Origin of the sequence: Citrobacter braakii (assembly GCF_002075345.1) — a bacterium.
Taxonomy (GTDB): Bacteria; Pseudomonadota; Gammaproteobacteria; order Enterobacterales; family Enterobacteriaceae; genus Citrobacter; species Citrobacter braakii.
Genome location: NZ_NAEW01000009.1, coordinates 1 through 20,625 on the forward strand (window position 1 = coordinate 1; position 20,625 = coordinate 20,625).

At 52.2% G+C, this 20,625-nt stretch carries 20 protein-coding genes and 2 pseudogenes; 10 read left to right on the forward strand and 12 right to left on the reverse strand.

Annotated elements, in window-relative coordinates; all coding sequences use genetic code 11:
- Positions 1 to 171: 171 nt before the first annotated feature.
- On the reverse strand, positions 172 to 1,254 hold the full coding sequence (locus BZK42_RS18270; protein WP_080859661.1) for a tartrate dehydrogenase: 1,083 nt from the start codon (positions 1,252 to 1,254) through the stop codon (positions 172 to 174).
- 103 nt (positions 1,255 to 1,357) lie between these two features.
- Here BZK42_RS18270 and BZK42_RS18275 point away from each other — a divergent pair, with 103 nt between their 5' ends.
- Positions 1,358 to 2,275: a LysR family transcriptional regulator gene (locus BZK42_RS18275; RefSeq protein ID WP_016153377.1), complete on the forward strand. Its 918-nt coding sequence runs from the start codon at positions 1,358 to 1,360 to the stop codon at positions 2,273 to 2,275.
- Between the two features lie 85 nt (positions 2,276 to 2,360).
- Here BZK42_RS18275 and minE read toward each other — a convergent pair whose 3' ends face one another.
- Genes minE through minC form a run of 3 tightly spaced genes read right to left on the reverse strand, consistent with a single transcriptional unit; the run spans position 2,361 to position 4,174 of the window.
- On the reverse strand, positions 2,361 to 2,627 hold the full coding sequence (gene minE, locus BZK42_RS18280) for a cell division topological specificity factor MinE (RefSeq protein ID WP_001185666.1): 267 nt from the start codon (positions 2,625 to 2,627) through the stop codon (positions 2,361 to 2,363).
- Between the two features lie 3 nt (positions 2,628 to 2,630).
- Entirely contained in the window at positions 2,631 to 3,443 is an 813-nt protein-coding gene (minD, locus tag BZK42_RS18285) for a septum site-determining protein MinD (protein ID WP_003020956.1), read from the reverse strand.
- Between the two features lie 23 nt (positions 3,444 to 3,466).
- Entirely contained in the window at positions 3,467 to 4,174 is a 708-nt protein-coding gene (minC, locus tag BZK42_RS18290; protein ID WP_016153376.1) for a septum site-determining protein MinC, read from the reverse strand.
- A gap of 126 nt (positions 4,175 to 4,300) precedes the next feature.
- On the opposite strand from minC, the gene BZK42_RS18295 reads away from it, so the two are divergent.
- The 3 genes from BZK42_RS18295 to BZK42_RS18305 all read left to right on the forward strand — a co-directional run bounded on the left by BZK42_RS18295 (position 4,301) and on the right by BZK42_RS18305 (position 5,862).
- Positions 4,301 to 4,594, forward strand: coding sequence for a YcgL domain-containing protein (locus BZK42_RS18295; protein ID WP_016153375.1), 294 nt, complete (start codon positions 4,301 to 4,303; stop codon positions 4,592 to 4,594).
- A gap of 69 nt (positions 4,595 to 4,663) precedes the next feature.
- Complete coding sequence (locus BZK42_RS18300) at positions 4,664 to 5,323, forward strand: fumarylacetoacetate hydrolase family protein (protein WP_016156786.1); 660 nt, start codon at positions 4,664 to 4,666, stop codon at positions 5,321 to 5,323.
- Between the two features lie 92 nt (positions 5,324 to 5,415).
- Positions 5,416 to 5,862: a cysteine cluster protein YcgN gene (locus tag BZK42_RS18305; RefSeq protein WP_016153373.1), complete on the forward strand. Its 447-nt coding sequence runs from the start codon at positions 5,416 to 5,418 to the stop codon at positions 5,860 to 5,862.
- Between the two features lie 29 nt (positions 5,863 to 5,891).
- On the opposite strand, the gene BZK42_RS18310 is transcribed toward BZK42_RS18305, so the two are convergent.
- The 3 genes from BZK42_RS18310 to nhaB all read right to left on the reverse strand — a co-directional run bounded on the left by BZK42_RS18310 (position 5,892) and on the right by nhaB (position 8,560).
- Positions 5,892 to 6,233 (reverse strand): TehB family protein, encoded by a 342-nt coding sequence (locus BZK42_RS18310; protein ID WP_016153372.1) that lies wholly within the window; start codon positions 6,231 to 6,233, stop codon positions 5,892 to 5,894.
- A 110-nt stretch (positions 6,234 to 6,343) separates the two neighbouring features.
- Positions 6,344 to 6,874: a disulfide bond formation protein DsbB gene (gene dsbB, locus BZK42_RS18315; RefSeq protein ID WP_003844060.1), complete on the reverse strand. Its 531-nt coding sequence runs from the start codon at positions 6,872 to 6,874 to the stop codon at positions 6,344 to 6,346.
- Positions 6,875 to 7,015: 141 nt separating this feature from the next.
- Complete coding sequence (gene nhaB / locus BZK42_RS18320) at positions 7,016 to 8,560, reverse strand: Na(+)/H(+) antiporter NhaB (protein WP_080859662.1); 1,545 nt, start codon at positions 8,558 to 8,560, stop codon at positions 7,016 to 7,018.
- Between the two features lie 236 nt (positions 8,561 to 8,796).
- Between nhaB and fadR the strand changes: the two genes are divergently transcribed.
- The gene (gene fadR / locus BZK42_RS18325; protein ID WP_016153370.1) at positions 8,797 to 9,516 is read left to right on the forward strand and encodes a fatty acid metabolism transcriptional regulator FadR; all 720 of its coding nucleotides are present in this window, start codon (positions 8,797 to 8,799) and stop codon (positions 9,514 to 9,516) included.
- Positions 9,517 to 9,591: 75 nt separating this feature from the next.
- Here fadR and BZK42_RS18330 read toward each other — a convergent pair whose 3' ends face one another.
- Positions 9,592 to 11,124, reverse strand: a complete 1,533-nt coding sequence (locus BZK42_RS18330; protein ID WP_080859664.1) for a SpoVR family protein — start codon at positions 11,122 to 11,124, stop codon at positions 9,592 to 9,594.
- 322 nt (positions 11,125 to 11,446) lie between these two features.
- On the opposite strand from BZK42_RS18330, the gene BZK42_RS18335 reads away from it, so the two are divergent.
- The 3 genes and pseudogenes from BZK42_RS18335 to BZK42_RS29705 form a co-directional block, all read left to right on the forward strand.
- Positions 11,447 to 12,745 (forward strand): D-amino acid dehydrogenase, encoded by a 1,299-nt coding sequence (locus tag BZK42_RS18335; RefSeq protein ID WP_046275019.1) that lies wholly within the window; start codon positions 11,447 to 11,449, stop codon positions 12,743 to 12,745.
- Positions 12,746 to 12,757: 12 nt separating this feature from the next.
- Positions 12,758 to 13,828 (forward strand): catabolic alanine racemase DadX, encoded by a 1,071-nt coding sequence (gene dadX, locus BZK42_RS18340; protein ID WP_016156782.1) that lies wholly within the window; start codon positions 12,758 to 12,760, stop codon positions 13,826 to 13,828.
- Between the two features lie 53 nt (positions 13,829 to 13,881).
- A pseudogene (locus BZK42_RS29705) lies at positions 13,882 to 14,001 on the forward strand (hypothetical protein); the annotation flags it as partial.
- On the opposite strand, the pseudogene BZK42_RS18345 reads toward BZK42_RS29705, so the two are convergent.
- Positions 13,945 to 15,675: pseudogene (locus tag BZK42_RS18345) on the reverse strand (potassium/proton antiporter); the annotation flags it as partial. The pseudogenes BZK42_RS29705 and BZK42_RS18345 overlap by 57 nt on opposite strands.
- Positions 15,676 to 15,772: 97 nt before the next feature.
- The gene (gene ldcA / locus BZK42_RS18350) at positions 15,773 to 16,687 is read right to left on the reverse strand and encodes a muramoyltetrapeptide carboxypeptidase (RefSeq protein ID WP_080859667.1); all 915 of its coding nucleotides are present in this window, start codon (positions 16,685 to 16,687) and stop codon (positions 15,773 to 15,775) included.
- A gap of 98 nt (positions 16,688 to 16,785) precedes the next feature.
- Here ldcA and emtA point away from each other — a divergent pair, with 98 nt between their 5' ends.
- Positions 16,786 to 17,397: a membrane-bound lytic murein transglycosylase EmtA gene (emtA, locus tag BZK42_RS18355; protein WP_080859670.1), complete on the forward strand. Its 612-nt coding sequence runs from the start codon at positions 16,786 to 16,788 to the stop codon at positions 17,395 to 17,397.
- Between the two features lie 11 nt (positions 17,398 to 17,408).
- Here the strand turns inward: emtA and ycgR are convergent, their stop codons facing one another.
- Positions 17,409 to 18,143 carry a flagellar brake protein YcgR gene (ycgR, locus tag BZK42_RS18360; protein ID WP_016153364.1) on the reverse strand — a complete coding sequence of 245 codons (735 nt, stop codon included), beginning with the start codon at positions 18,141 to 18,143 and terminating at the stop codon, positions 17,409 to 17,411.
- 200 nt (positions 18,144 to 18,343) lie between these two features.
- On the opposite strand from ycgR, the gene BZK42_RS18365 reads away from it, so the two are divergent.
- A complete protein-coding gene (locus BZK42_RS18365) occupies positions 18,344 to 18,598 on the forward strand; it encodes a GlsB/YeaQ/YmgE family stress response membrane protein (protein ID WP_016153363.1) in 255 nt (84 codons plus the stop codon).
- Between the two features lie 41 nt (positions 18,599 to 18,639).
- Here the strand turns inward: BZK42_RS18365 and BZK42_RS18370 are convergent, their stop codons facing one another.
- Positions 18,640 to 20,610 carry a TonB-dependent receptor plug domain-containing protein gene (locus BZK42_RS18370; protein WP_080859672.1) on the reverse strand — a complete coding sequence of 657 codons (1,971 nt, stop codon included), beginning with the start codon at positions 20,608 to 20,610 and terminating at the stop codon, positions 18,640 to 18,642.
- Positions 20,611 to 20,625: the final 15 nt, after the last annotated feature.

The following is a 20,625-nucleotide window of genomic DNA, read 5'->3' on the forward strand; positions in this document are numbered from 1 at the left end:
TCTTGTTAAACATTTGCAGTTGCCAGACCGCAATGTGTTTTAACAAATCAAAAGGGGTTTTAATAACTGGCCCAAAGCTGAAAGCTTTCCGGAACCCCCAGCCTAGCTGGGGGTTTTCTGTGCACAAAAAAGCCGCGTCAGTGACGCGGCTCATATTTCGTGGTTTGACCTCTAACGTAGTGCCTGACAGATGGCTTCTCCCACCTGTTGCGTGGTGGCGCTGCCTTTCATATCCGGCGTTTTCGGGCCACTGGCAATAACGTGCTCAATTGCCGCCAGAATACCGTCGTGGGCAGCCTTATAGTTGGCATCACCGTTGCCAAGGAAGTCCAGCATCATGGCGCCAGCCCAGATAGTGGCAATCGGGTTGGCGATGTTTTTTCCGTAAATATCGGGAGCCGAACCATGTACTGGCTCGAACAGGGACGGGAAGGTGCGTTCCGGGTTTAAGTTGGCAGAAGGTGCGATGCCAATCGTCCCGGTACAGGCCGGACCCAGATCGGAGAGGATGTCGCCGAACAGGTTGGAAGCAACCACAACGTCAAAGCGCTCCGGCTGCATCACAAAGCGGGCGCACAGTATATCGATATGCTGTTTATCCCAACGGATCTCAGGATAGTTAGCCGCCATTGCTTCAACACGCTCGTCCCAGTAAGGCATGCTGATGGCCAGACCATTGGATTTGGTCGCCGAGGTCAGGGTTTTGCGCGGGCGGTTTTGCGCCAGCTCGAAGGCGTAACGCAATATACGATCTACGCCGCGACGGGTGAAGATCGACTCCTGGATAACCATCTCGTGTTCCGTCCCTTCACTCACGCGTCCGCCGAGAGAAGAGTATTCTCCCTCGGTGTTCTCGCGTACGACGTAGAAATCAATGTCGCCTGGCTGCTTGCCCGCCAGTGGGCAAGGGACTCCCGGAAACAGGCGTACCGGACGCAGGTTGACGTACTGGTCGAATTCGCGGCGAAACTTAAGCAGCGAGCCCCATAAAGAGATGTGGTCCGGTACGGTGTCCGGCCAGCCAACGGCGCCAAAATAGATAGCATCAAAGGATTGCAACTGCTCATGCCAGTCATCCGGCATCATTTTGCCGTGATGGGTGTAGTACTCGCAGCTGGCCCATTCCATTTGCTCAAAGCTGAACGACAACCCCCAACGCTCGGCGGCTGCCTGTAACACATGAATGCCTTCAGGCAGCACTTCTTTACCAATGCCATCTCCGGGGATAGCGGCAATACGACAGGTTTTCTTCATAGCAGCTCTCACTTGTACGCCATCAAAATTGACTTTCCCCTTATCCTATAATTGACTGATTAAGAGTTAATCCCCCTAACTGGTGAAACATAAAACACAGATCATGAATAATCTGCCGCTGCTAAATGATTTACGCGTCTTTATGCTGGTTGCCCGTCGGGCAGGATTTGCCGCCGTTGCCGAGGAACTGGGTGTATCACCGGCTTTTATCAGTAAGCGAGTAGCCCTGCTGGAGCAGACACTGAACGTGGTGCTGCTGCACCGGACAACGCGGCGTGTAACCATCACGGAAGAGGGGGAGCGGATCTACGAATGGGCGCAGCGGATCCTGCAGGATGTCGATCAGATGATGGACGAGTTGTCTGATGCCAGGCAGATCCCGCAGGGGATGCTACGCATTATTAGTAGCTTTGGCTTTGGCCGTCGGGTGGTGGCTCCGGCGCTGTCTGCGCTGGCAAAAGCGTACCCGCAGCTAGAACTGAGGTTCGATGTTGAAGACCGCCTGGTGGATATGGTGAATGAGGGCGTCGATCTTGATATTCGTATCGGGGATGATATCGCGCCGAACCTGATTGCCCGCAAGCTGGCGACTAACTACCGTATTCTGTGCGCCTCGCCGGAATTTGTGGCGCAGCATGGGACGCCGAAGCAACTCAACGATCTCTCCACTTTTCCTTGTCTGGTTATCAAAGAGCGCGACCATCCGTTTGGTATCTGGCAAATGCGTAATAAAGAGGGCGCTCACTCAATTAAAGTTACGGGGCCTCTGTCGTCTAATCATGGCGAAGTGGTACATCAGTGGTGTCTTGATGGGCAGGGAATTGCCCTGCGTTCGTGGTGGGACGTTTGCGACAACATTGCCGGTGGACATCTGGTACACGTATTGCCCGAGTATTATCAACCAGCAAATATATGGGCGGTTTATGTTTCTCGGCTGGCGACGTCGGCAAAAATCCGTATTACGGTTGAGTATTTGCGCCGCTATTTTGCCGAAAACTACCCAAAGTTTACTTTGGAATAAATCCGCAACAGCTGGCAAGAAACTGAAAATAAAAAAGGCAGAATAATCTGCCTTTTTTGCAACTATAACTCACTGAGCAAAGCCGTTATTTAGACTCTTCAGCTTCAGGTAATGTCACGTTAAGTTCGAGGATAGAAATATCGCCGTCTTTTTGTTCAAGCTGTACGGTGACCATTTCGGGATCAATTTGTACATACTTGCAGATAACCTCGAGAATATCTTTCCTCAGTTGCGGTAAATAATGTGGCTCGGCGTCACTACGACGACGTTCCGCAACAATAATCTGCAGTCGCTCTTTAGCGATGTTCGCTGTGCTCTTTTTCCGCGAGAGAAAAAAATCCAGTAATGCCATAACTTATCCTCCGAACAGGCGTTTGAGGAAACCTTTCTTCTCTTCTTCAATGAAGCGGAAAGGACGTTCTTCTCCCAACAGACGGTCTACGGTATCAGCATAGGCTTTACCGGCATCAGCATTGATGTCGAGAATAACCGGCTCACCCTGGTTAGACGCGCGCAGGACTGACTGATCTTCAGGAATCACGCCAACTAGCTTGATTCGCAGAATTTCCAGTACGTCTTCCATGCTCAGCATGTCACCTTTATTTACGCGGCCAGGGTTGTAGCGCGTCAGCAACAAATGCTCTTTAATCGGATCTTCACCGTTTTCCGCACGACGAGATTTCGACGCCAGAATACCCAGAATACGGTCAGAGTCACGTACAGAGGAGACTTCCGGGTTAGTGGTGATAATCGCTTCATCGGCAAAATACAGGGCCATCAGCGCGCCGGTTTCAATACCCGCTGGGGAGTCGCAGACGATGAAATCGAATTCCATCGTTTTCAGGTCGTCCAGAACTTTCGCGACGCCTTCACGCGTCAGCGCGTCTTTATCGCGAGTCTGTGATGCCGGAAGAATAAAGAGATTTTCGGTACGCTTATCTTTGATTAACGCCTGATTTAACGACGCATCGCCCTGAATAACGTTGACGAAGTCGTAAACGACGCGGCGTTCACAACCCATAATCAGATCGAGGTTACGCAGGCCGATATCAAAATCAATAACGACAGTTTTCTTTCCCTTCTGGGCCAAACCTGTAGCGATGGCCGCGCTGGAGGTGGTTTTGCCAACGCCCCCTTTACCCGAAGTAACAACAATAATGCGTGCCATAGAAATTCCTTGTTAAAAAGGGATCAATTCAACGGTTGAACTGTCAAAGCGTTCTCTGCTAATTGCAGACGGGCCGCTTTGCCATAAAATTCTGCTGGGATTTTATCACTCAGCCAATAAACACCTGCGATAGACACCAGTTCTGCCGTCAGATGGGTACAAAAAATTTGCGCTTCACGATCGCCGCTTGCACCTGCCAGCGCACGGCCTCTCATCATTCCATAAACATGAATATTGCCATCAGCGATAAGCTCTGCGCCCGCACTGACGTGGCTTGTAACAATCAGATCACATTGTGGAGCATAAATGCGCTGACCGGAACGAACCGGCACATTTATTAATCGTGTTTTTGTGATGGGAGTAACGTTTTGCGGCGGAGCGACGGGAGCCGGGACCTCAACAGGCGCAGGACGAATAGCTTTTTCTTTACCTTCAGTCAGTAAAGGAAGACCCATTTCGTCGATTTCTGCCTTTAGTCTGGCGTCTTTGCATCCGCTAACGCCAATAATGCGCAATCCGGTAGACGCGACAACTTTCTGCAGCGCTGACCAGTTTACTGGGCTTTCAAGACCACTCACGTTAACCACCACGGGAGCATGTTTTAAAAAAGCCGGTGCCTGCGCGATTTTGTCTTCCAACGCCTGACGAATAACCTCGGGTTCTGCTTCATGTAAATGAACCACTGATAAGGTGAAGCTACTGCCTTTAAGCTCGATTGGCGTGTTTGACATCCTGGCCTTACTCAATTTGCTATTTATCATCCCCAGCGCGGGGTGATATTCCGAAGACTATAAGGCATGTTATAGTCAGTATTATATTGAGGCAAGCCACCATTCCGTGAATTCAGAGTAAAAGATATGTTTTGTGTGATCTACCGAAGCAGCAAACGTGACCAGACCTATTTATATGTCGAAAAAAAAGACGATTTCTCGCGCGTTCCTGAAGAACTGATGAGAGGATTTGGTCAGCCGACGCTGGCAATGATGTTACCGCTTGATGGGCGAAAAAAATTAGTTAATGCCGATCTTGAAAAAGTAAAACAGGCCCTGACCGAGCAGGGCTATTATTTACAAATACCCCCGCCGCCAGAAGATTTACTTAAACAGCATCTGGCAGCGGCAAAACAAAATACACCAGACGCTAAACGTTAAACTGCATCCGGCAGCAGCACGTTCCATCGATGCAGTACCTGAAATCTATGACTACGTTAGGGGAAAGTAATGTATCAACATCACAACTGGCATGGTGCTCTGCTGGATTATCCGGTGAGTAAGGTGGTTTGCGTAGGGAGTAACTATGCTAACCATATTAAAGAGATGGGCGGAACCACCCCGGAAGAACCGGTTCTGTTTATTAAACCGGAAACCGCGCTGTGCGATTTGCGCCAGCCGCTGGTGATCCCATCTGATATGGGGTCTGTCCACCATGAAGTTGAGCTGGCTGTGCTGATTGGCGCGACCCTGCGGCAAGCGACAGAAGATCATGTGCGTAAAGCCATCGCCGGTTATGGTGTCGCGCTGGATCTGACCCTGCGCGATATTCAGGGCAAAATGAAGAAGGCGGGGCAGCCATGGGAAAAAGCGAAGGGTTTTGATAACTCTTGCCCGCTGTCAGGATTTATTCCGGTGGCGGAATTTAATGGCGACCCGCAGGATACGATGCTTGGATTAACGGTCAACGGTGAAACTCGCCAGCACGGCTCCACGGCGGACATGATCCATCACATCGTTCCCTTGATTGCTTATATGAGCCGTTTCTTTACCCTCAAAGCGGGCGATGTGGTGTTAACGGGAACGCCAGCAGGCGTGGGACCTTTAAGCAGCGGCGACGAACTGGCCATCAGTTTTCACGGTCAAACGCTAACAACCCGCGTGCTGTAATCTCTGCTTGCCGCCTTTTCGGGCGGCAAAACTTGCATCAGCGTGCCAGACTGGTTATAAGGTGCAGCTTTATTGCAATAGCGGAAACCCTGATGAGCGACATACCTTTCTGGCAAAGTAAAACCCTTGATGAAATGACCGATGCCGAGTGGGAGTCATTATGTGACGGGTGCGGTCAATGCTGCCTGCATAAGCTGATGGATGAAGACACTGACGAAATCTACTTTACCAACGTCGCCTGTCGTCAGCTCAACATTAAAACCTGCCAGTGTCGTAATTACGAACGTCGATTCGAGTACGAGCCTGACTGCATCAAACTGACGCGTGATAATCTGCCGACTTTTGAATGGTTGCCGATGACCTGCGCCTATCGTCTGCTCGCAGAAGGAAAAGGGCTACCGGAGTGGCACCCGTTGCTGACAGGATCAAAAGCGGCGATGCACGGTGAACGTATCTCAGTTCGTCATATTGCGGTGAAAGAATCGGAAGTACGTGACTGGCAGGATCATATCCTGAACAAACCTTCATGGGCGGACTGAGCCGCCCATCGATTAGCAGGCGTTAAGGGTTAAGACTTTTTCGCCTGATACATCTCATCGGAGTGGTTGTCATCTTCCACCCAGAAGTTAATGTTGAATTGCGCATCGTCGCTTAATTCAACGCGATGCCAGTACTGCGGTGGGCTGGTTGCGAACTGACCGGCATTAATCACCACTTTCACTTCAGGTTCTTTTGCGTCTTCATTGGCAAAGCCATAATACGTTACCGTACCTTCCATCACGCAGAGCTGTCCAAACACGCCTGCTGCGGTGTTATGGTGAGAAAGAAGTGCTGCCGGGACGTTGTCTTTGGTAAAGAAGGGAGTAGAGCGTTTTACTTTCCAGTTTGCCGGGATGCGTAAATGGGACATCAGACATCTCCTTGGTGTGGCATCTATAAGATGCATTTAATATACATCTTATAGATGCCAGCAGGCAATGAATTTAAGGCAAAAAAAACGCTCCCGAAGGAGCGTCTCTGTTAGCGACCGAAGAGGTCACGTTTTTTCGGTTTAAACGGCTGTGCTATGACTACCAGCACGGCGACCACCAGGTAAGCGGCGAAGATCCCCAACAGCCACTGTGGCATTTCCAGGGTTAAAAAAGACCACTGGCGTTCAGCACAGTCACCGGATGCTAAAAACACCTGCGGCAGCCATTTGTCCAGCGGCAGCCAGCTCGGGAAGCGTGCGGCAAAATCACAGGTCATAAACGGTGATGGGTGCAACTGAATCATGGTGTGCTCATACGCTAACTGCAGTCCGCGCCAGGCACTGTAAATCCAGATAATCATCGCCACATAGCGCAGCGGCGTTTTTGGTGCGATAGCCCCCACCAGCCCCGCGCCCATCACGCCAAATAATGCGCTACGTTCGTAAATACACAACACGCAAGGTTTTAGCAGCATGACGTGCTGGAACCACAGCGCGACAAGCTCCAGCGCAAAGGCGGTTAACGCCAACAATAACCATGCACCACGACCTCGGGAGCACTGGTTTAAAAATCGCAACATAATAATTTCCCTGCAACATGCGTAGAGAGCGCAGTTTAAACCAATTCAATTTATGCGCCACTAGCAGGAATTGAAAATTTGAGTAATCGGATAATTATCATGCAAAAAGTCAAACCGGGCAGTGATTTGCCCGGTAAATTGTTATGAAAGTGTAGCTAACCAGCCCGCCTTGGTCATCCACTCAGTCACCGGAACAAGCGTGAACTCGACGCAAAGCAGACCAACCAGCGTCAGGACGAGAGTATAAGGCAGAGCCATCCACACCATGCGGCCATAAGAGAGTCGAATTAATGGCGCCAGCGCAGAGGTCAGCAGGAACAGGAATGCCGCCTGGCCGTTTGGTGTAGCAACGGAAGGCAGGTTAGTCCCGGTATTGATCGCCACCGCTAACAGCTCAAATTGGTTAAGGCTGATGGTCCCATGTTCCAACGCGGCTTTGGCTTCGTTAATGTAAATGGTGCCGACAAACACATTATCAGAGATAGAAGATAGCAGGCCGTTAAAGAGATAGAACAGCGTCAGTTGAGCATGTTCAGAGGACTGCAAAACAAACTGAATAATCGGTGAAAAGAGCTGTTGATCGATAATCACCGCAACGATAGAGAAGAACACGGTTAGCAGGGCGGTGAAAGGCAGCGACTCGGTAAACGCTTTACCAATCGCGTGTTCGTCAGTAACGCCGGTCAACGACGTGGCCAGGATAATGACGGACAGACCGATTAATCCGACTTCCGCCAGATGCAGGGCCAGGGCAACCACCAGCCAGATACCGATAATCGCCTGAACAATCAGTTTGATTTTTTCCTGACGAGTACGCTGCTGACGGCTTTGATCGTCAAACTGTTGCAGGACATCGCGGACGGTCTCCGGCAGCGTTTCGCCATAGCCAAACCAGCGCAATTTCTCAACCAGCATGCAGGTTAACAGGCCGCAAATCAGCACCGGGACGGTGACCGGCGACATGCGCAGGAAAAAGTCACCAAAATGCCAGCCAGCCGCTTTGGCGATAATCAGGTTTTGCGGTTCGCCGACCATAGTCATTACGCCGCCTAACGCTGTACCGACACCCGCATGCATCATCAGGCTGCGCAGAAAACCACGGAACTGCTCCAGTACGACCTTATTGTGCTGATCGATATGGCTGTCATCGAGCATATTGTTGTCTTCCGTGCGGGAAGAAGCGAAACGATGGTAGATACCATAAAAACCAACCGCTACGCTGATTACCACGGCAACGACGGTCAGCGCATCCAGGAATGCAGAAAGGAAGGCGGCGGCAACGCAAAATGCCAGCGACAGCAGCATCTTGGAGCGAATCGTAAGCAGTAGGCGGGTGAAAATAAACAGCAGCAACTGCTTCATAAAGTAGATGCCAGCCACCATAAACATCAGCAGCAATAGCACCTCAAGGTTAGCGGCAACCTCTTCACGCACATGTGTGGCGCTGGTCATGCCGATGATGACCGCCTCGATGGCTAGCAGCCCGCCTGGTAGCAGCGGGTAACATTTTAACGCCATCGCCAGCGTAAAAATGAACTCGGCCACCAACAGCCAGCCCGCAATAAAGGGATTGATGAAAAATATTACCGGGTTAACGACTAAGAATACGAGTAGTGCAAGTTTGTACCAGTCAGGTGATTGACCTAAAAAATTGCGCCACATAGCGCGGCCCCATGATAGCTCCATGGTGATTTCCCTACCTTTAAAAATGAAATCATGTTTTTATGTTTGACCGCAAAGCTTAGCGGGAGGAGGAAGTACAGGCAAGCTATTCACGCGACGGACAAGGCTGGCTGTGCTTCAGCGTAATCTGGAAAATGAAGCCTTGATCCACTTTTTCTTCATTGCGTCAGCTATCAGCCATGTAGCCCGTCTGGTATGATAACTGTAACTATGTTTTGCTGTGTAATGGAATTATCACTATGGTCATTAAGGCGCAAAGCCCGGCTGGGTTCGCGGAAGAGTACATCATTGAAAGTATCTGGAATAACCGCTTCCCACCTGGCACTATTTTGCCTGCTGAACGTGAACTCTCTGAACTGATTGGAGTGACACGTACCACGTTACGCGAGGTATTACAGCGTCTGGCGCGGGACGGCTGGTTGACCATTCAACACGGCAAGCCGACGAAGGTGAATAACTTCTGGGAAACCTCCGGGCTAAATATCCTTGAAACGCTGGCGCGTCTCGATCACGAGAGCGTGCCGCAGCTTATTGATAATCTGCTGTCCGTGCGTACCAACATCTCGACGATCTTTGTTCGTACCGCGTTTCGCCAGCATCCTGATAAAGCGCAGGAGGTTCTGGCAACGGCAAATCAGGTGGCCGACCATGCTGATGCATTCGCCGATCTGGACTATAACATTTTCCGCGGTCTGGCATTTGCCTCTGGCAATCCGATTTACGGTTTGATCCTCAATGGAATGAAGGGATTATATACCCGCATTGGCCGCCATTATTTCGCCAATCCGGAAGCCCGCGCGCTGGCGCTGAGCTTTTACCGTAAGCTGTCAGAACTTTGTGATCAGGGTGCTCATGAGCAGGTATATGAAACGGTGCGTCGCTATGGTCACGACAGCGGCGAGATTTGGCATCGTATGCAGAAAAACCTGCCGGGCGATTTAGCTATTCAGGGGCGCTAATCGCACCTTATCCGGCCTACGAAATGCATTGTAGGCCGGATAAGAGGTTTTCGCGTCGCCATCCGGCAATAAGATTTACAGACCGTTCATCCTCGGCGGGCAACGCTCCAGCAGCTCCACACTGCCGTCTTCATTCTGCTGCTCCAGCATCACGTCAAAACCCCAGAGCCGGTGCACATGCTTGAGCACCTCTTTGCGTCCTTTATCCAGCGGAGCGCGGTTATGCGGAATATAGCGCAAGGTGAGCGAGCGGTCGCCGCGCAGATCGACATTCCAGATTTGAATATTCGGCTCAAGGTTGCTCAGGTTATATTGCGACGACAGCCTGTTGCGGATCTCACGATATCCTTCCTCGTTGTGAATCGCGGAAATCTCCAGATAATTATGACGATCGTCATCCAGCACGGTGAACAGGCGGAAATCACGCATAACCTTCGGTGACAGGAACTGGCTGATGAAGCTCTCATCTTTGAAATCGCGCATCGCGAAATGCAGGGTTTCCAGCCAGTCAGAACCCGCTATATCCGGGAACCAGTATTTGTCCTCTTCGGTAGGCGACTGACAAATTCGTTTAATATCCTGGAACATGGCAAAACCCAGAGCATAGGGATTTATCCCGCTATACCACGGGCTGTTGTACGGCGGCTGGAATACCACGTTGGTATGGCTATGTAAAAACTCCAGCATAAACCGCTCGGTGACTTTACCTTCGTCATAAAGGTGATTAAGGATGGTGTAATGCCAGAAAGTGGCCCACCCTTCGTTCATCACCTGCGTCTGTTTCTGCGGATAAAAATACTGGCTGACCTTGCGCACAATGCGCAGCACTTCGCGTTGCCAGGATTCCAGCAGCGGGGCGTTCTTCTCCATGAAATACAGCAGATTCTCCTGCGGTTCAGAAGGATAACGTCGGGCTTCCGCAACGGTTTTCTCTTGCTCTTTCTTCGGCAGCGTACGCCACAACATATTTACCTGGCTTTGCAGATACTCTTCACGGCTTTTCTGTCGGGCTTTCTCTTCCTGTAGGGAGATTTTTTGCGGGCGTTTGTAACGATCCACGCCGTAGTTCATCAGCGCGTGACAGGAGTCGAGGAGCTTTTCGACTTCATCCACGCCGTAACGCTCTTCACACTGGGTAATATAGTTTCGCGCGAAGATCAGGTAATCAACGATGGAGCTGGCATCCGTCCAGCTACGGAACAAATAGTTGTTTTTAAAGAAGGAGTTATGTCCGTAGCAGGCATGCGCCATCACCAACGCCTGCATGGTGATGGTGTTCTCCTCCATCAAATACGCGATACACGGATTGGAGTTGATAACAATCTCATAGGCCAGCCCCTGCTGACCATGCTTATACAAACGCTCGGTTTCAATAAATTTTTTACCAAACGACCAGTGAGGATAGTTGATTGGCATCCCGACGCTGGAGTAAGCGTCCATCATTTGTTCGGAGGTGATCACCTCGATTTGGTGCGGGTAGGTATCCAGTCTGTAGAGTTTCGCCACGCGGTCTATTTCCGCCAGATAGACATCCAGCAGATCAAACGTCCAGTCGGGTCCATCGCTTAACCGTGTGCTGTCCTTGTTCATGGAATCAATCGTAGCCATTCGCGCACCCTCATTGTTGGCGGCACTCTCTGTCTGGAGTACCTCATTTCAAGCATAGATCATGGTGTTAAAAAACGTGCTGCGGCTGAAATTTTTTCTTTGCGATTTCTTGTTAGCGAGGCGTCGAAAAACGGTATGACCGCAAAATTTTATGCTGGATAAAAATAACGCACAGCAGGAGATACCAAAGCAGGGAGTTCCCCGCCATCACCGCCATATGTGAGATAAGTCACCATAAAAAAGCCATATGTTGAATAATATTTTCAACTGAGTTATCAAGATGTAATTAGATGATTGTTCTTTTACTGTTAACGGAGTGGCTATGCGAGTTGTCATACTGGGAAGTGGTGTCGTTGGCGTGACCAGCGCCTGGTACTTAAGTCAGGCTGGACACGATGTCACCGTCATTGATCGTGAGCCCGGTCCGGCACTGGAAACCAGTGCGGCGAACGCGGGGCAAATCTCTCCAGGTTATGCAGCACCCTGGGCGGCGCCAGGCGTACCGCTTAAAGCAATTAAATGGATGTTTCAGCGCCACGCGCCGCTGGCCGTTCGCCTCGACGGGACGCAGTTCCAGTTGAAATGGATGTGGCAGATGCTACGCAACTGCGACACCAGCCATTACATGGAAAACAAGGGCCGGATGGTGCGACTGGCGGAATACAGCCGTGATTGCCTGAAAGCGCTACGCGCCTCTACCGGTATCGAGTACGAAGGACGCCAGGGCGGAACGTTACAACTGTTCCGTACCGCTCAACAGTATGAGAACGCGACCCGCGACATCGCCGTCCTCGAAGACGCCGGCGTGCCGTATCAGCTCCTGGAAGCAAGCCGTCTGGCGGAAGTTGAACCGGCGCTGGCGGAAGTGGCACACAAGCTGACCGGCGGTCTGCGTTTACCGAATGACGAAACCGGTGACTGCCAGCTGTTTACCCAGCGTCTGGCGCTGATGGCGGAGCAGGCGGGTGTGAAATTTCGCTTTAATACTCCGGTCGATAAGCTGTTGAGCGATGGTGAGCAGATTTATGGCGTTCAGTGTGGCGAGGAGATAGTCAAAGCCGATGCCTATGTAATGGCGTTCGGCTCGTACTCTACGGCGATGCTGAAGGGGATCGTTGATATTCCGGTCTATCCGCTCAAAGGCTATTCATTGACCATTCCGGTGGCGCAAGATGACGGCGCGCCGGTTTCAACGATCCTTGATGAAACCTACAAAATCGCCATTACCCGCTTTGATAACCGTATTCGCGTTGGCGGCATGGCGGAGATTGTCGGCTTCAATACGGAATTGCTGCAACCCCGTCGTGAGACGCTGGAGATGGTCGTCCGCGATCTCTTCCCACGCGGTGGGCATGTGGAGCAGGCAACCTTCTGGACCGGGCTGCGTCCGATGACGCCGGACGGTACGCCTGTGATCGGGCGAACGCGCTTTAAGAATCTACTGCTTAATACCGGCCACGGCACGCTGGGCTGGACCATGGCCTGCGGTTCGGGTCAGTTGCTGAGCGACATTCTGTCTGGCCGCACACCAGCCATTCCTTACGACGATCTGAGCGTGGCGCGTTACAGCCCGGGGTTTACCCCATCTCGTCCACGGCATTTACATGGCGCACATAACTGATAAGGACGTGAGATGACTCGCCCAATACTGGCCAGCATTGACCTGCAGGCGTTGAAACAAAACCTGACCATTACCCGCCAGGCCGCGCCGGACGCCCGCGTCTGGTCGGTGGTGAAAGCCAATGCATACGGACACGGCATTGAACGTGTCTGGAATGCGCTGGGCACAACCGACGGTTTTGCCATGCTCAATCTTGAAGAAGCGATAACCCTGCGTGAGCGCGGGTGGAAAGGCCCGATACTCATGCTGGAGGGATTTTTCCACGCCGAAGACCTGATGGTGTATGACAAATATCGTCTGACCACCTGTGTACACAGTAACTGGCAATTAAAAGCGCTGCAGAATGCGCGTCTCAACGCGCCGCTGGATGTTTACCTGAAGGTGAACAGCGGCATGAACCGACTGGGTTTTTTACCGGAAAGAGTATCAACGGTCTGGCAACAGCTGCGGGCAATGCCCAACGTCGGTGAAATGACGCTGATGTCCCACTTTGCAGATGCGGAGCACCCGGAAGGTATTCAGGAAGCTATGGCGCGGATTGCACAGGCGACAGAAGGGCTGGAGTGCAGACGGTCGCTGTCCAATTCGGCCGCCACGCTGTGGCACCCTGAAGCACATTATGACTGGGTGCGCCCGGGCATTATTTTGTATGGCGCGTCACCTTCGGGACAGTGGCGGGACATCGCCAATACTGGCCTGAAACCGGTCATGACCCTGAGCAGCGAGATAATCGGCATACAGACGCTGAAAGCTGGAGATCGGGTGGGCTACGGGGGACGCTATACCGCCAGCGGCGAGCAGCGCATTGGCATTGTGGCGACCGGGTATGCAGACGGTTACCCGCGCCATGCGCCAAGCGGAACGCCGGTGCTGGTGGACGGCGTACGCACTACAACGGTGGGGACGGTCTCAATGGATATGCTGGCGGTAGATCTGACACCGTGTCCGCAAGCGGGGATCGGGACGCCGGTAGAGCTGTGGGGCAAAGAGATTAAAATTGACGATGTGGCCAGCGCCGCGGGTACGGTGGGCTACGAGTTGATGTGTTCTCTGGCGCTGCGCGTGCCGGTTGTGACGGTGTAACGTATCTAAAGCCGGATGTCGACGCTGATGTGTTTCATCCGGCTACACCGTTTATGCGACGCAGAGCGCAGACCGGGCAAGGCGCTGCTGCCGCCCGGCAAAAAGCATCAACGCGCCTCATCCTCATCTTCAGCAACGCGAACACCGACCTTCAGCACCGCATTATCTTCTTTCTCAGCAACCGTCCAGATCATGCCAGCAAATTCAACCTGGTCACCGACGACCGGCGCGGCACCAAGCAGATGCTGAACAATTTCACCCAGCGTTTGCTGTTTATCACGATACTCTGTGCCATCTTCCAGGCCATATATCAGTGCCACATCGGCATATTTTGCGCTGGCCTCGAGAATAAAATCACCGAAGAAGCGCTGGTCTAACGACACCGGCGGCGACTGGCTGAACAGTTTGCCGAGAGCAGGGAGATCGCGCTCACGACCAATGACGCACAAAACGTCGCCTTCGCGCAGCCGCGTACTGCCGGATGGGTGAAACAGCACGTTGTCACGAAACAGGGCGGCAATTCGCGTCTCTTCCGGCATATGCAAGTCGCGCAGTGCGGCTCCTACACACCACTTATCCGCGCTGAGCTGATAAACAAACTGCTCCCAGGGGTTTTCCGGATGAATATCCAGACCAATGCGCGAAACGGGCCAGCCGACGGGAGGAACCACCACTTTGGCTTTTTTGGCGGCCCAGGAAAGCGACGTTCCCTGAAACAGCAGCGAGATCAGAACCACGAAGAACGCGACGTTAAAGAACAGGCGCGCATTCTCCAGACCCGCCATCATTGGGAACACGGCGAGGATGATGGGGACTGCACCGCGCAGGCCCACCCAACTGATGAAAATGCGCTCGCGCAGATTGAAGCCACGAAACGGCAACAGTCCGGCGAAGACCGACAGCGGACGGGCAATGAATATCATCCATGCAGACAAAATCAGCGCAGGGATCGCGATAGGCAGCAGGTCGGACGGCGTAACCAGCAGTCCCAGCACCAGGAACATGGCGATTTGCGCCAGCCATGCCAGACCGTCGAAGTTTTGCAGAATGCCAAATCGGTTGCGGATGGGGCGATTACCCAGCAGGAAACCACACAGATAGACCGCCAGAATACCGCTGCCTTCCAGTGCAGTGGTCAGGGCAAAAATCAGTATCCCACCGCTTAAGGCCAGTAGCGGATAAAGCCCGGCAGGCAGTGAAATGCGGTTAATCATTTGCTGAAGCAGGTAGCCCCCACCGAGGCCCAGTATGATCCCTAAGCCGAACTGCTGGATAATATGCACCGCAAACATCCAGCTTAATCCAGTCTCGTGATTTTGAATCATGGCGATAAGCGTGATGGTTAAAAACACCGCCATCGGGTCATTACTCCCGGATTCAATTTCCAGCGTAGAGCCAACACGTTCGTTAAGCCCCTTGCCGCCGAGCAGGGAAAAAACCGCCGCGGCATCGGTTGAACCGACAATCGCGCCAATCAGGAGTCCTTCGATAAGATCCAGATGAAACAGCCACGCGGCCATCATGCCGGTGAGTCCGGAGGTAATCAGCACCCCGACGGTCGCCAGCGACAGCGCCGGGCCTAACGCGACACGAAATGAGCTGGCCTGGGTGCGCATCCCGCCGTCGAGCAGGATAACCGCCAGCGCCAGGTTACTCACCATATAGGCGAAAGGGTAGTTATCGAAAGGAATACCGCCCACGCCGTCGACTCCCGCTAACATACCAATAGCGAGAAATATCACCAGAATAGGGATACCAAGACGTGATGAGAATGAACTGAGTAAGATACTGCAGGTGACGAGTACGGAACCCAAAATAAAAAGGCTAATTATTGCTGCGGCATCCAACGTTCGGTTACTCCTGAATTACGCTGTTTCGTATTTATAAACCCTAACATAATAACGACAGAAACAGCGTTTTACTTAGCCCTGTTAACCGCTTTTTTTACGATTTAAGTGTCGGATGCCCGCTTAAGGTGAGCTGAGCGCCGTTTTTATCATTTTTCAGTACCGCTCTTGCCCCCAACGGCAAGGTGACGGTGCGTTGTTCATGACCAAAATCGAGGCCGTCGATCACCGGAACCGATAACCTGGCGCGTAGAAAATCACAAACTGAGTCAAGACTGTAACCCGCGTCGTAATCATTAGGTGCGCTGCCGCTAAAACTGCCGAGGATAATGGCGTTTTGTCGGGCCAGTATTCCTGCGTGATACAGTTGCAGCAGCATGCGTTCAATGCGAAAAGGATGCTCGTTAATGTCTTCCAGCACCAAAATGCCGTTTTCGATAGCGGGCATCCACGGCGTGCCCATCAGAGAAATGAGCATCGCCAGATTTCCGCCCCATAGCGTACCTTCGGTCGCACATGCCGGACCGTTACCTTGCCACTCGAGGGTAAATTGGGCATTGCGAACAGCCTGCCAGAAATGGTGCTCGGTAAATGCGTTCATCTCCTCGGCGCCAAAGTTAGCCGCCAGCATCGGGCCGCTGAAGCTAATCACATTCCCCTGCGCCAGCAGACCACACTGGATCGCGGTAAAATCGCTGTGTCCGCACAGCAGCAGCGGGTTGTGTTGCTGACGGTTCGCCAGCGCCTGCCAGTCAATCTCTGCCAGTAAACGGCTCGCGCCATAGCCGCCGCGTACTGCCATCACAATGGTATCGGGCGTGTTCAGATTTACGAGCGCGTTCACATCAGCAAGCCGTTCTGCTTCTGTACCCGCAAAACGCTGGCAGCGGCGCGCAATGACCGCTGAATTGTCGACCTGATGACCGGCCTCAGTAAGACGCGCCAGCCCGCGTAAGGCAGCCTGCTGGTTGATACAGTAGCCCGACGGGGCAATTAAGTGAAACCGGGACATGGCATTTCCTTGCTACAACTAAAACCAAATGTATATCATGCCGCGTAGGTATGTCGTTGTCACCTCAGCGACAGGTTCCGGCTATAAGGATAGATGACGTGAAATTGAGATGGTTTGCTTTTTTGGTTGTATTACTTGCGGGCTGTAGTTCAAAACAGGATTACAAAAATCCGCCGTGGAATGCTGAAGTTCCGGTTAAACGCGCAATGCAATGGATGCCGATCAGCGAAAAAGCCGGTGCGGCCTGGGGTGTCAGTCCACAATTGATTACCGCGATCATCGCCATTGAATCAGGTGGAAACCCGAATGCGGTCAGTAAGTCTAATGCGATTGGCCTGATGCAGTTAAAAGCCTCGACGTCAGGGCGTGATGTTTATCGTCGCATGGGGTGGAGTGGCGAGCCGTCAACCAGCGAGCTGAAAAATCCTGAGCGCAATATCTCGATGGGGGCCGCATACCTGAGCATTCTTGAGACCGGGCCGCTGGCCGGGATCAAAGATCCGCAGGTGATGCAATATGCGCTGGTGGTATCGTACGCCAACGGTGCGGGCGCGCTGCTGCGAACGTTCTCCTCCGACAGGAAAAAAGCCATTAATAAGATAAACGATCTCAGCCCGGATGAATTTATTGAACATGTTGCGGATAATCATCCGGCGCCGCAGGCTCCGCGCTATATCTGGAAGCTTCAACAAGCGCTGGATGTGATGTAATTCAGGTGATGCTAATCGCGCACCTTATTCGACTTTTCCCGGGCCTCGCGCTCGAGGGAAAAAATAATCCGCTGTAGGTTACGCTCCACCGCCGGGCCGACGTTGAGAAAACGAAAGCTCAGGCGGGGAGTGGTAATTGTTTCGTTTTTCCCGTCGATAACTTTGCGTTCGCTAATGGAAATTAGCTGGGCGTCCACCTGATACACTCCCCATTGCTCCATGTTCAGTTCAACCTGTGAAAAGCGCATGCCTTCTACCAGTCCCTCTGGTTTTGCCGTTTCTAACAGCCCGCCCATACCGCCAAGAGACAAATCGAATAGGCGAAAACACAGCGTGCTGTTATCCGGCATTTTTACCGTGCAGCGATAGGGGGGATGCAGTGGAGCACCGATACGGAAATATTCCCGACGCTGGACGAACCACAGAGATGGCGGCAATGATGAGATAAATGCGGGTAGTCGCTGGTATTCGCCTTTTTTCAGCTGTGGCAGGGTGAACTCCACTTTGGCTCCCTGCGTTTCGGCGATAATCGTAATTTGATTGGCTCGCTGCACGGCCTGGTTTTCATATTCCTGACTACCAAAATCCATGATCAGTTCATCCGGGCTGACCGCCAGTATTTTGCTGATGAACTGGCCACCTGACCAGGAGATACGCAGCGGAACCTGCTGCGAATTTAAGTCCCGGAGTACGCCTAACACCGCTAACGGATTTTGCTTCAGGAACTGCTCATTGTAGTTACTCACACCTAATGACTCCTGGATGCCTGGTTTATCGTTGGATTATCGGCATCAATCAACGGAACTTAATACAAATGGATGAAATTTTTTACCAAACCCAATGAATTAAGTCTGAGGGAAAAAGCACGTAGCGATGGCTTGCCTATACTTAACATGCTGGCGCAAGAATGTCTTGCGCGTGCGTTCACTGGAAAGAGGGCCTGGAAATGGGAATTATTACCTGGATTATTTTTGGTCTGATTGCGGGGGTTATCGCCAAACTGATTATGCCGGGGCGCGATGGCGGTGGATTTATCCTGACCTGCATTCTCGGTATTATCGGTGCTGTGGTCGGTGGATGGCTGGCTACGATGTTCGGTATCGGCGGCGATATCAGCGGGTTTAATCTCCACAGCTTCCTGGTGGCCGTGGTCGGCGCGATTGTTGTGCTGGGTGTCTTTCGGCTTGTACGACGAGATTAATCGAACGGCCCCTGACGGGGCCGTTTTTCTGCATTGTTAAGTCAGAACTGATACTCAATGCCCGCCCAGTAATTACGCCCCTCTTCAAAAAATCCTTCACTGTAAACGTACTGCGTATCGAACAGGTTATTGACCGAAGCGTTAACGCTAAACCCGTGACCAATGGCGTAATCAGCGCGCAAATGGGTAATGGCGAAACCAGCGGCTTTCTGCGAGCCGTCGGTATTGCTATAGCTCGACGAACGGGCCTCTTCGGACAGCGTAATGCTGAGTGGCTCCCACGGTTTCAGCGTCATCCAGGCGGTCAGGGTTTGCGTCGGCAGATCGGTAATCTTACCGATATCGCTGCGTTTGGCGTCCGCATGAATAAGGCCGTAGCTCAGCCCGACGTCCAGCATATCAAAAACTTTACCTTTAACGCCTGCATCCAGGCCGGTGTAATCCACCCGACCACTGTTTTGATTCTGGATGGTGTCGGCATCAATATTGTGCGAAAGAATCGCGTCGCTGATGCGGTTGTAATACACGCTGGCTTCGAATCCCCAGTTCTGGCTAAGTGAACCATTCCATGTCAGGTCGACGCTGCGGGCGCGCTCCGGTTTAAGCTGTGGATTGACCAGGGCCACCTGGTTATAGGCCGGTTTCGAGGTCGTGTAGCGTTCTTTTAACGTTGGGAAACGCGTTCTGTCAGAGTAAGACAGCGCTAATGTGTCTGAATTTTCAAAGTGGTATTTGGTCATCACCTGCCAGTTAAAGGCCGACTGATTGTTGTCATCGTAGTGCGTGACGCTGCCGTTTTTCTCGTGCTTCATACCTTCCAGACTGTCTCGCCAGTCATAGCTTATTCCCGCCACCACATCGACATTATCCGCCGCAGCCCACTGGTATTCACTGGCTACGGACCAGGTGCGGTCTTCGTAGCGGTCGTAAGCCGCATTCGGTGCGCCTTTCTCGCGGTGAACATCGTCCTTCCAGTTCACGGCGAAAGAGAGCAGATCGTTTTCTCGTATATCCGCAGCGAGCTGCAGGCCAGCCCCATCGCTATAGTCCGAATAATGGCTGTAGCTGCCTTTCTCATTTTTCAGGTCGGCCAGCGAGTTGTACATCATCAACGTATTTTCAAAGGTGTCGCGATACAGACGGCTTTTCAGGGTAAAACGGTCGCCCAGATGCGTGGTTCCCTGATAGTAATAGCTCTCTTTATCGTATTGTGGCCATTGCCAGTAGCGTGATTTCTGGCTGCTGGTTCCGGCGTACGGTGGATTATCTTTTTCACCGTCCTGATTTATATAGGTCAGCACATATTCATCATCTCCACGAGGGGTAAAGCCCAGCTTCACGATGCCACGCTTGTCATCAGCGGAAGAGTTGATCATCTTGCCGTGACTGCCCGCAACCGGGTTGTCCACGCCATGCGGTAATCCAAGAAAATCCTGCTTCAGCTGACTGCCGCTGAGCTGGATATAGCCGAGATCGTTACTGGCGCCAAATGAAGCGTGCATATCGTGGGCGTTGTCTTTGCTGCGACTCCAGCCCTGGCGATAGCCAATGCTGCCTTCAAGCGGTTTGGTCGGTTTTTTTGTAGTGATATTGATGGCGCCGCCCATCTGGTTTGGCCCCTGTAACAGAGACGAGTAGCCTTTGGAGACTTCAACCGAAGCGATATCGGATGTCAGAAAACGGCCTAAGTCGAGGTTGCCGTCATAGGGGATGTACATCGGCACGCCGTCGAAAAAGACGGGAACCTGACGGCTGTCAAATCCGCGCACTTTTACCTGTTGCTCGTTGCGGTTGCCTGACTTTTGCAGCACGACGCCAGGGACGACGCTCAGCGCCTGCGCCACGTTCTGTTTATCCAGCTGTTGTATCGTTTCCTGGCCGAGAACCGTGGTGGTGGCCGCGGAGACCGGACTAGACCAGACGGTCATGGTTTCGCTTTCCTGCCCAGCAAAAGCACTGTGCGCGAAAGCAAACGACAGGGCTGTGTAAAGACAACTTTTGTTGAAATTCATTATTTTTAGTCCATT

Coding starts and splice junctions, on each gene's coding strand:
- BZK42_RS18270 (WP_080859661.1), bottom strand. CDS start 1,254: ATGAAGAAAACCTGTCGTATTGCCGCTATCCCCGGAGATGGCATTGGT.
- BZK42_RS18275 (WP_016153377.1), top strand. CDS start 1,358: ATGAATAATCTGCCGCTGCTAAATGATTTACGCGTCTTTATGCTGGTT.
- minE (WP_001185666.1), bottom strand. CDS start 2,627: ATGGCATTACTGGATTTTTTTCTCTCGCGGAAAAAGAGCACAGCGAAC.
- minD (WP_003020956.1), bottom strand. CDS start 3,443: ATGGCACGCATTATTGTTGTTACTTCGGGTAAAGGGGGCGTTGGCAAA.
- minC (WP_016153376.1), bottom strand. CDS start 4,174: ATGTCAAACACGCCAATCGAGCTTAAAGGCAGTAGCTTCACCTTATCA.
- BZK42_RS18295 (WP_016153375.1), top strand. CDS start 4,301: ATGTTTTGTGTGATCTACCGAAGCAGCAAACGTGACCAGACCTATTTA.
- BZK42_RS18300 (WP_016156786.1), top strand. CDS start 4,664: ATGTATCAACATCACAACTGGCATGGTGCTCTGCTGGATTATCCGGTG.
- BZK42_RS18305 (WP_016153373.1), top strand. CDS start 5,416: ATGAGCGACATACCTTTCTGGCAAAGTAAAACCCTTGATGAAATGACC.
- BZK42_RS18310 (WP_016153372.1), bottom strand. CDS start 6,233: ATGTCCCATTTACGCATCCCGGCAAACTGGAAAGTAAAACGCTCTACT.
- dsbB (WP_003844060.1), bottom strand. CDS start 6,874: ATGTTGCGATTTTTAAACCAGTGCTCCCGAGGTCGTGGTGCATGGTTA.
- nhaB (WP_080859662.1), bottom strand. CDS start 8,560: ATGGAGCTATCATGGGGCCGCGCTATGTGGCGCAATTTTTTAGGTCAA.
- fadR (WP_016153370.1), top strand. CDS start 8,797: ATGGTCATTAAGGCGCAAAGCCCGGCTGGGTTCGCGGAAGAGTACATC.
- BZK42_RS18330 (WP_080859664.1), bottom strand. CDS start 11,124: ATGGCTACGATTGATTCCATGAACAAGGACAGCACACGGTTAAGCGAT.
- BZK42_RS18335 (WP_046275019.1), top strand. CDS start 11,447: ATGCGAGTTGTCATACTGGGAAGTGGTGTCGTTGGCGTGACCAGCGCC.
- dadX (WP_016156782.1), top strand. CDS start 12,758: ATGACTCGCCCAATACTGGCCAGCATTGACCTGCAGGCGTTGAAACAA.
- ldcA (WP_080859667.1), bottom strand. CDS start 16,687: ATGTCCCGGTTTCACTTAATTGCCCCGTCGGGCTACTGTATCAACCAG.
- BZK42_RS18365 (WP_016153363.1), top strand. CDS start 18,344: ATGGGAATTATTACCTGGATTATTTTTGGTCTGATTGCGGGGGTTATC.
- BZK42_RS18370 (WP_080859672.1), bottom strand. CDS start 20,610: ATGAATTTCAACAAAAGTTGTCTTTACACAGCCCTGTCGTTTGCTTTC.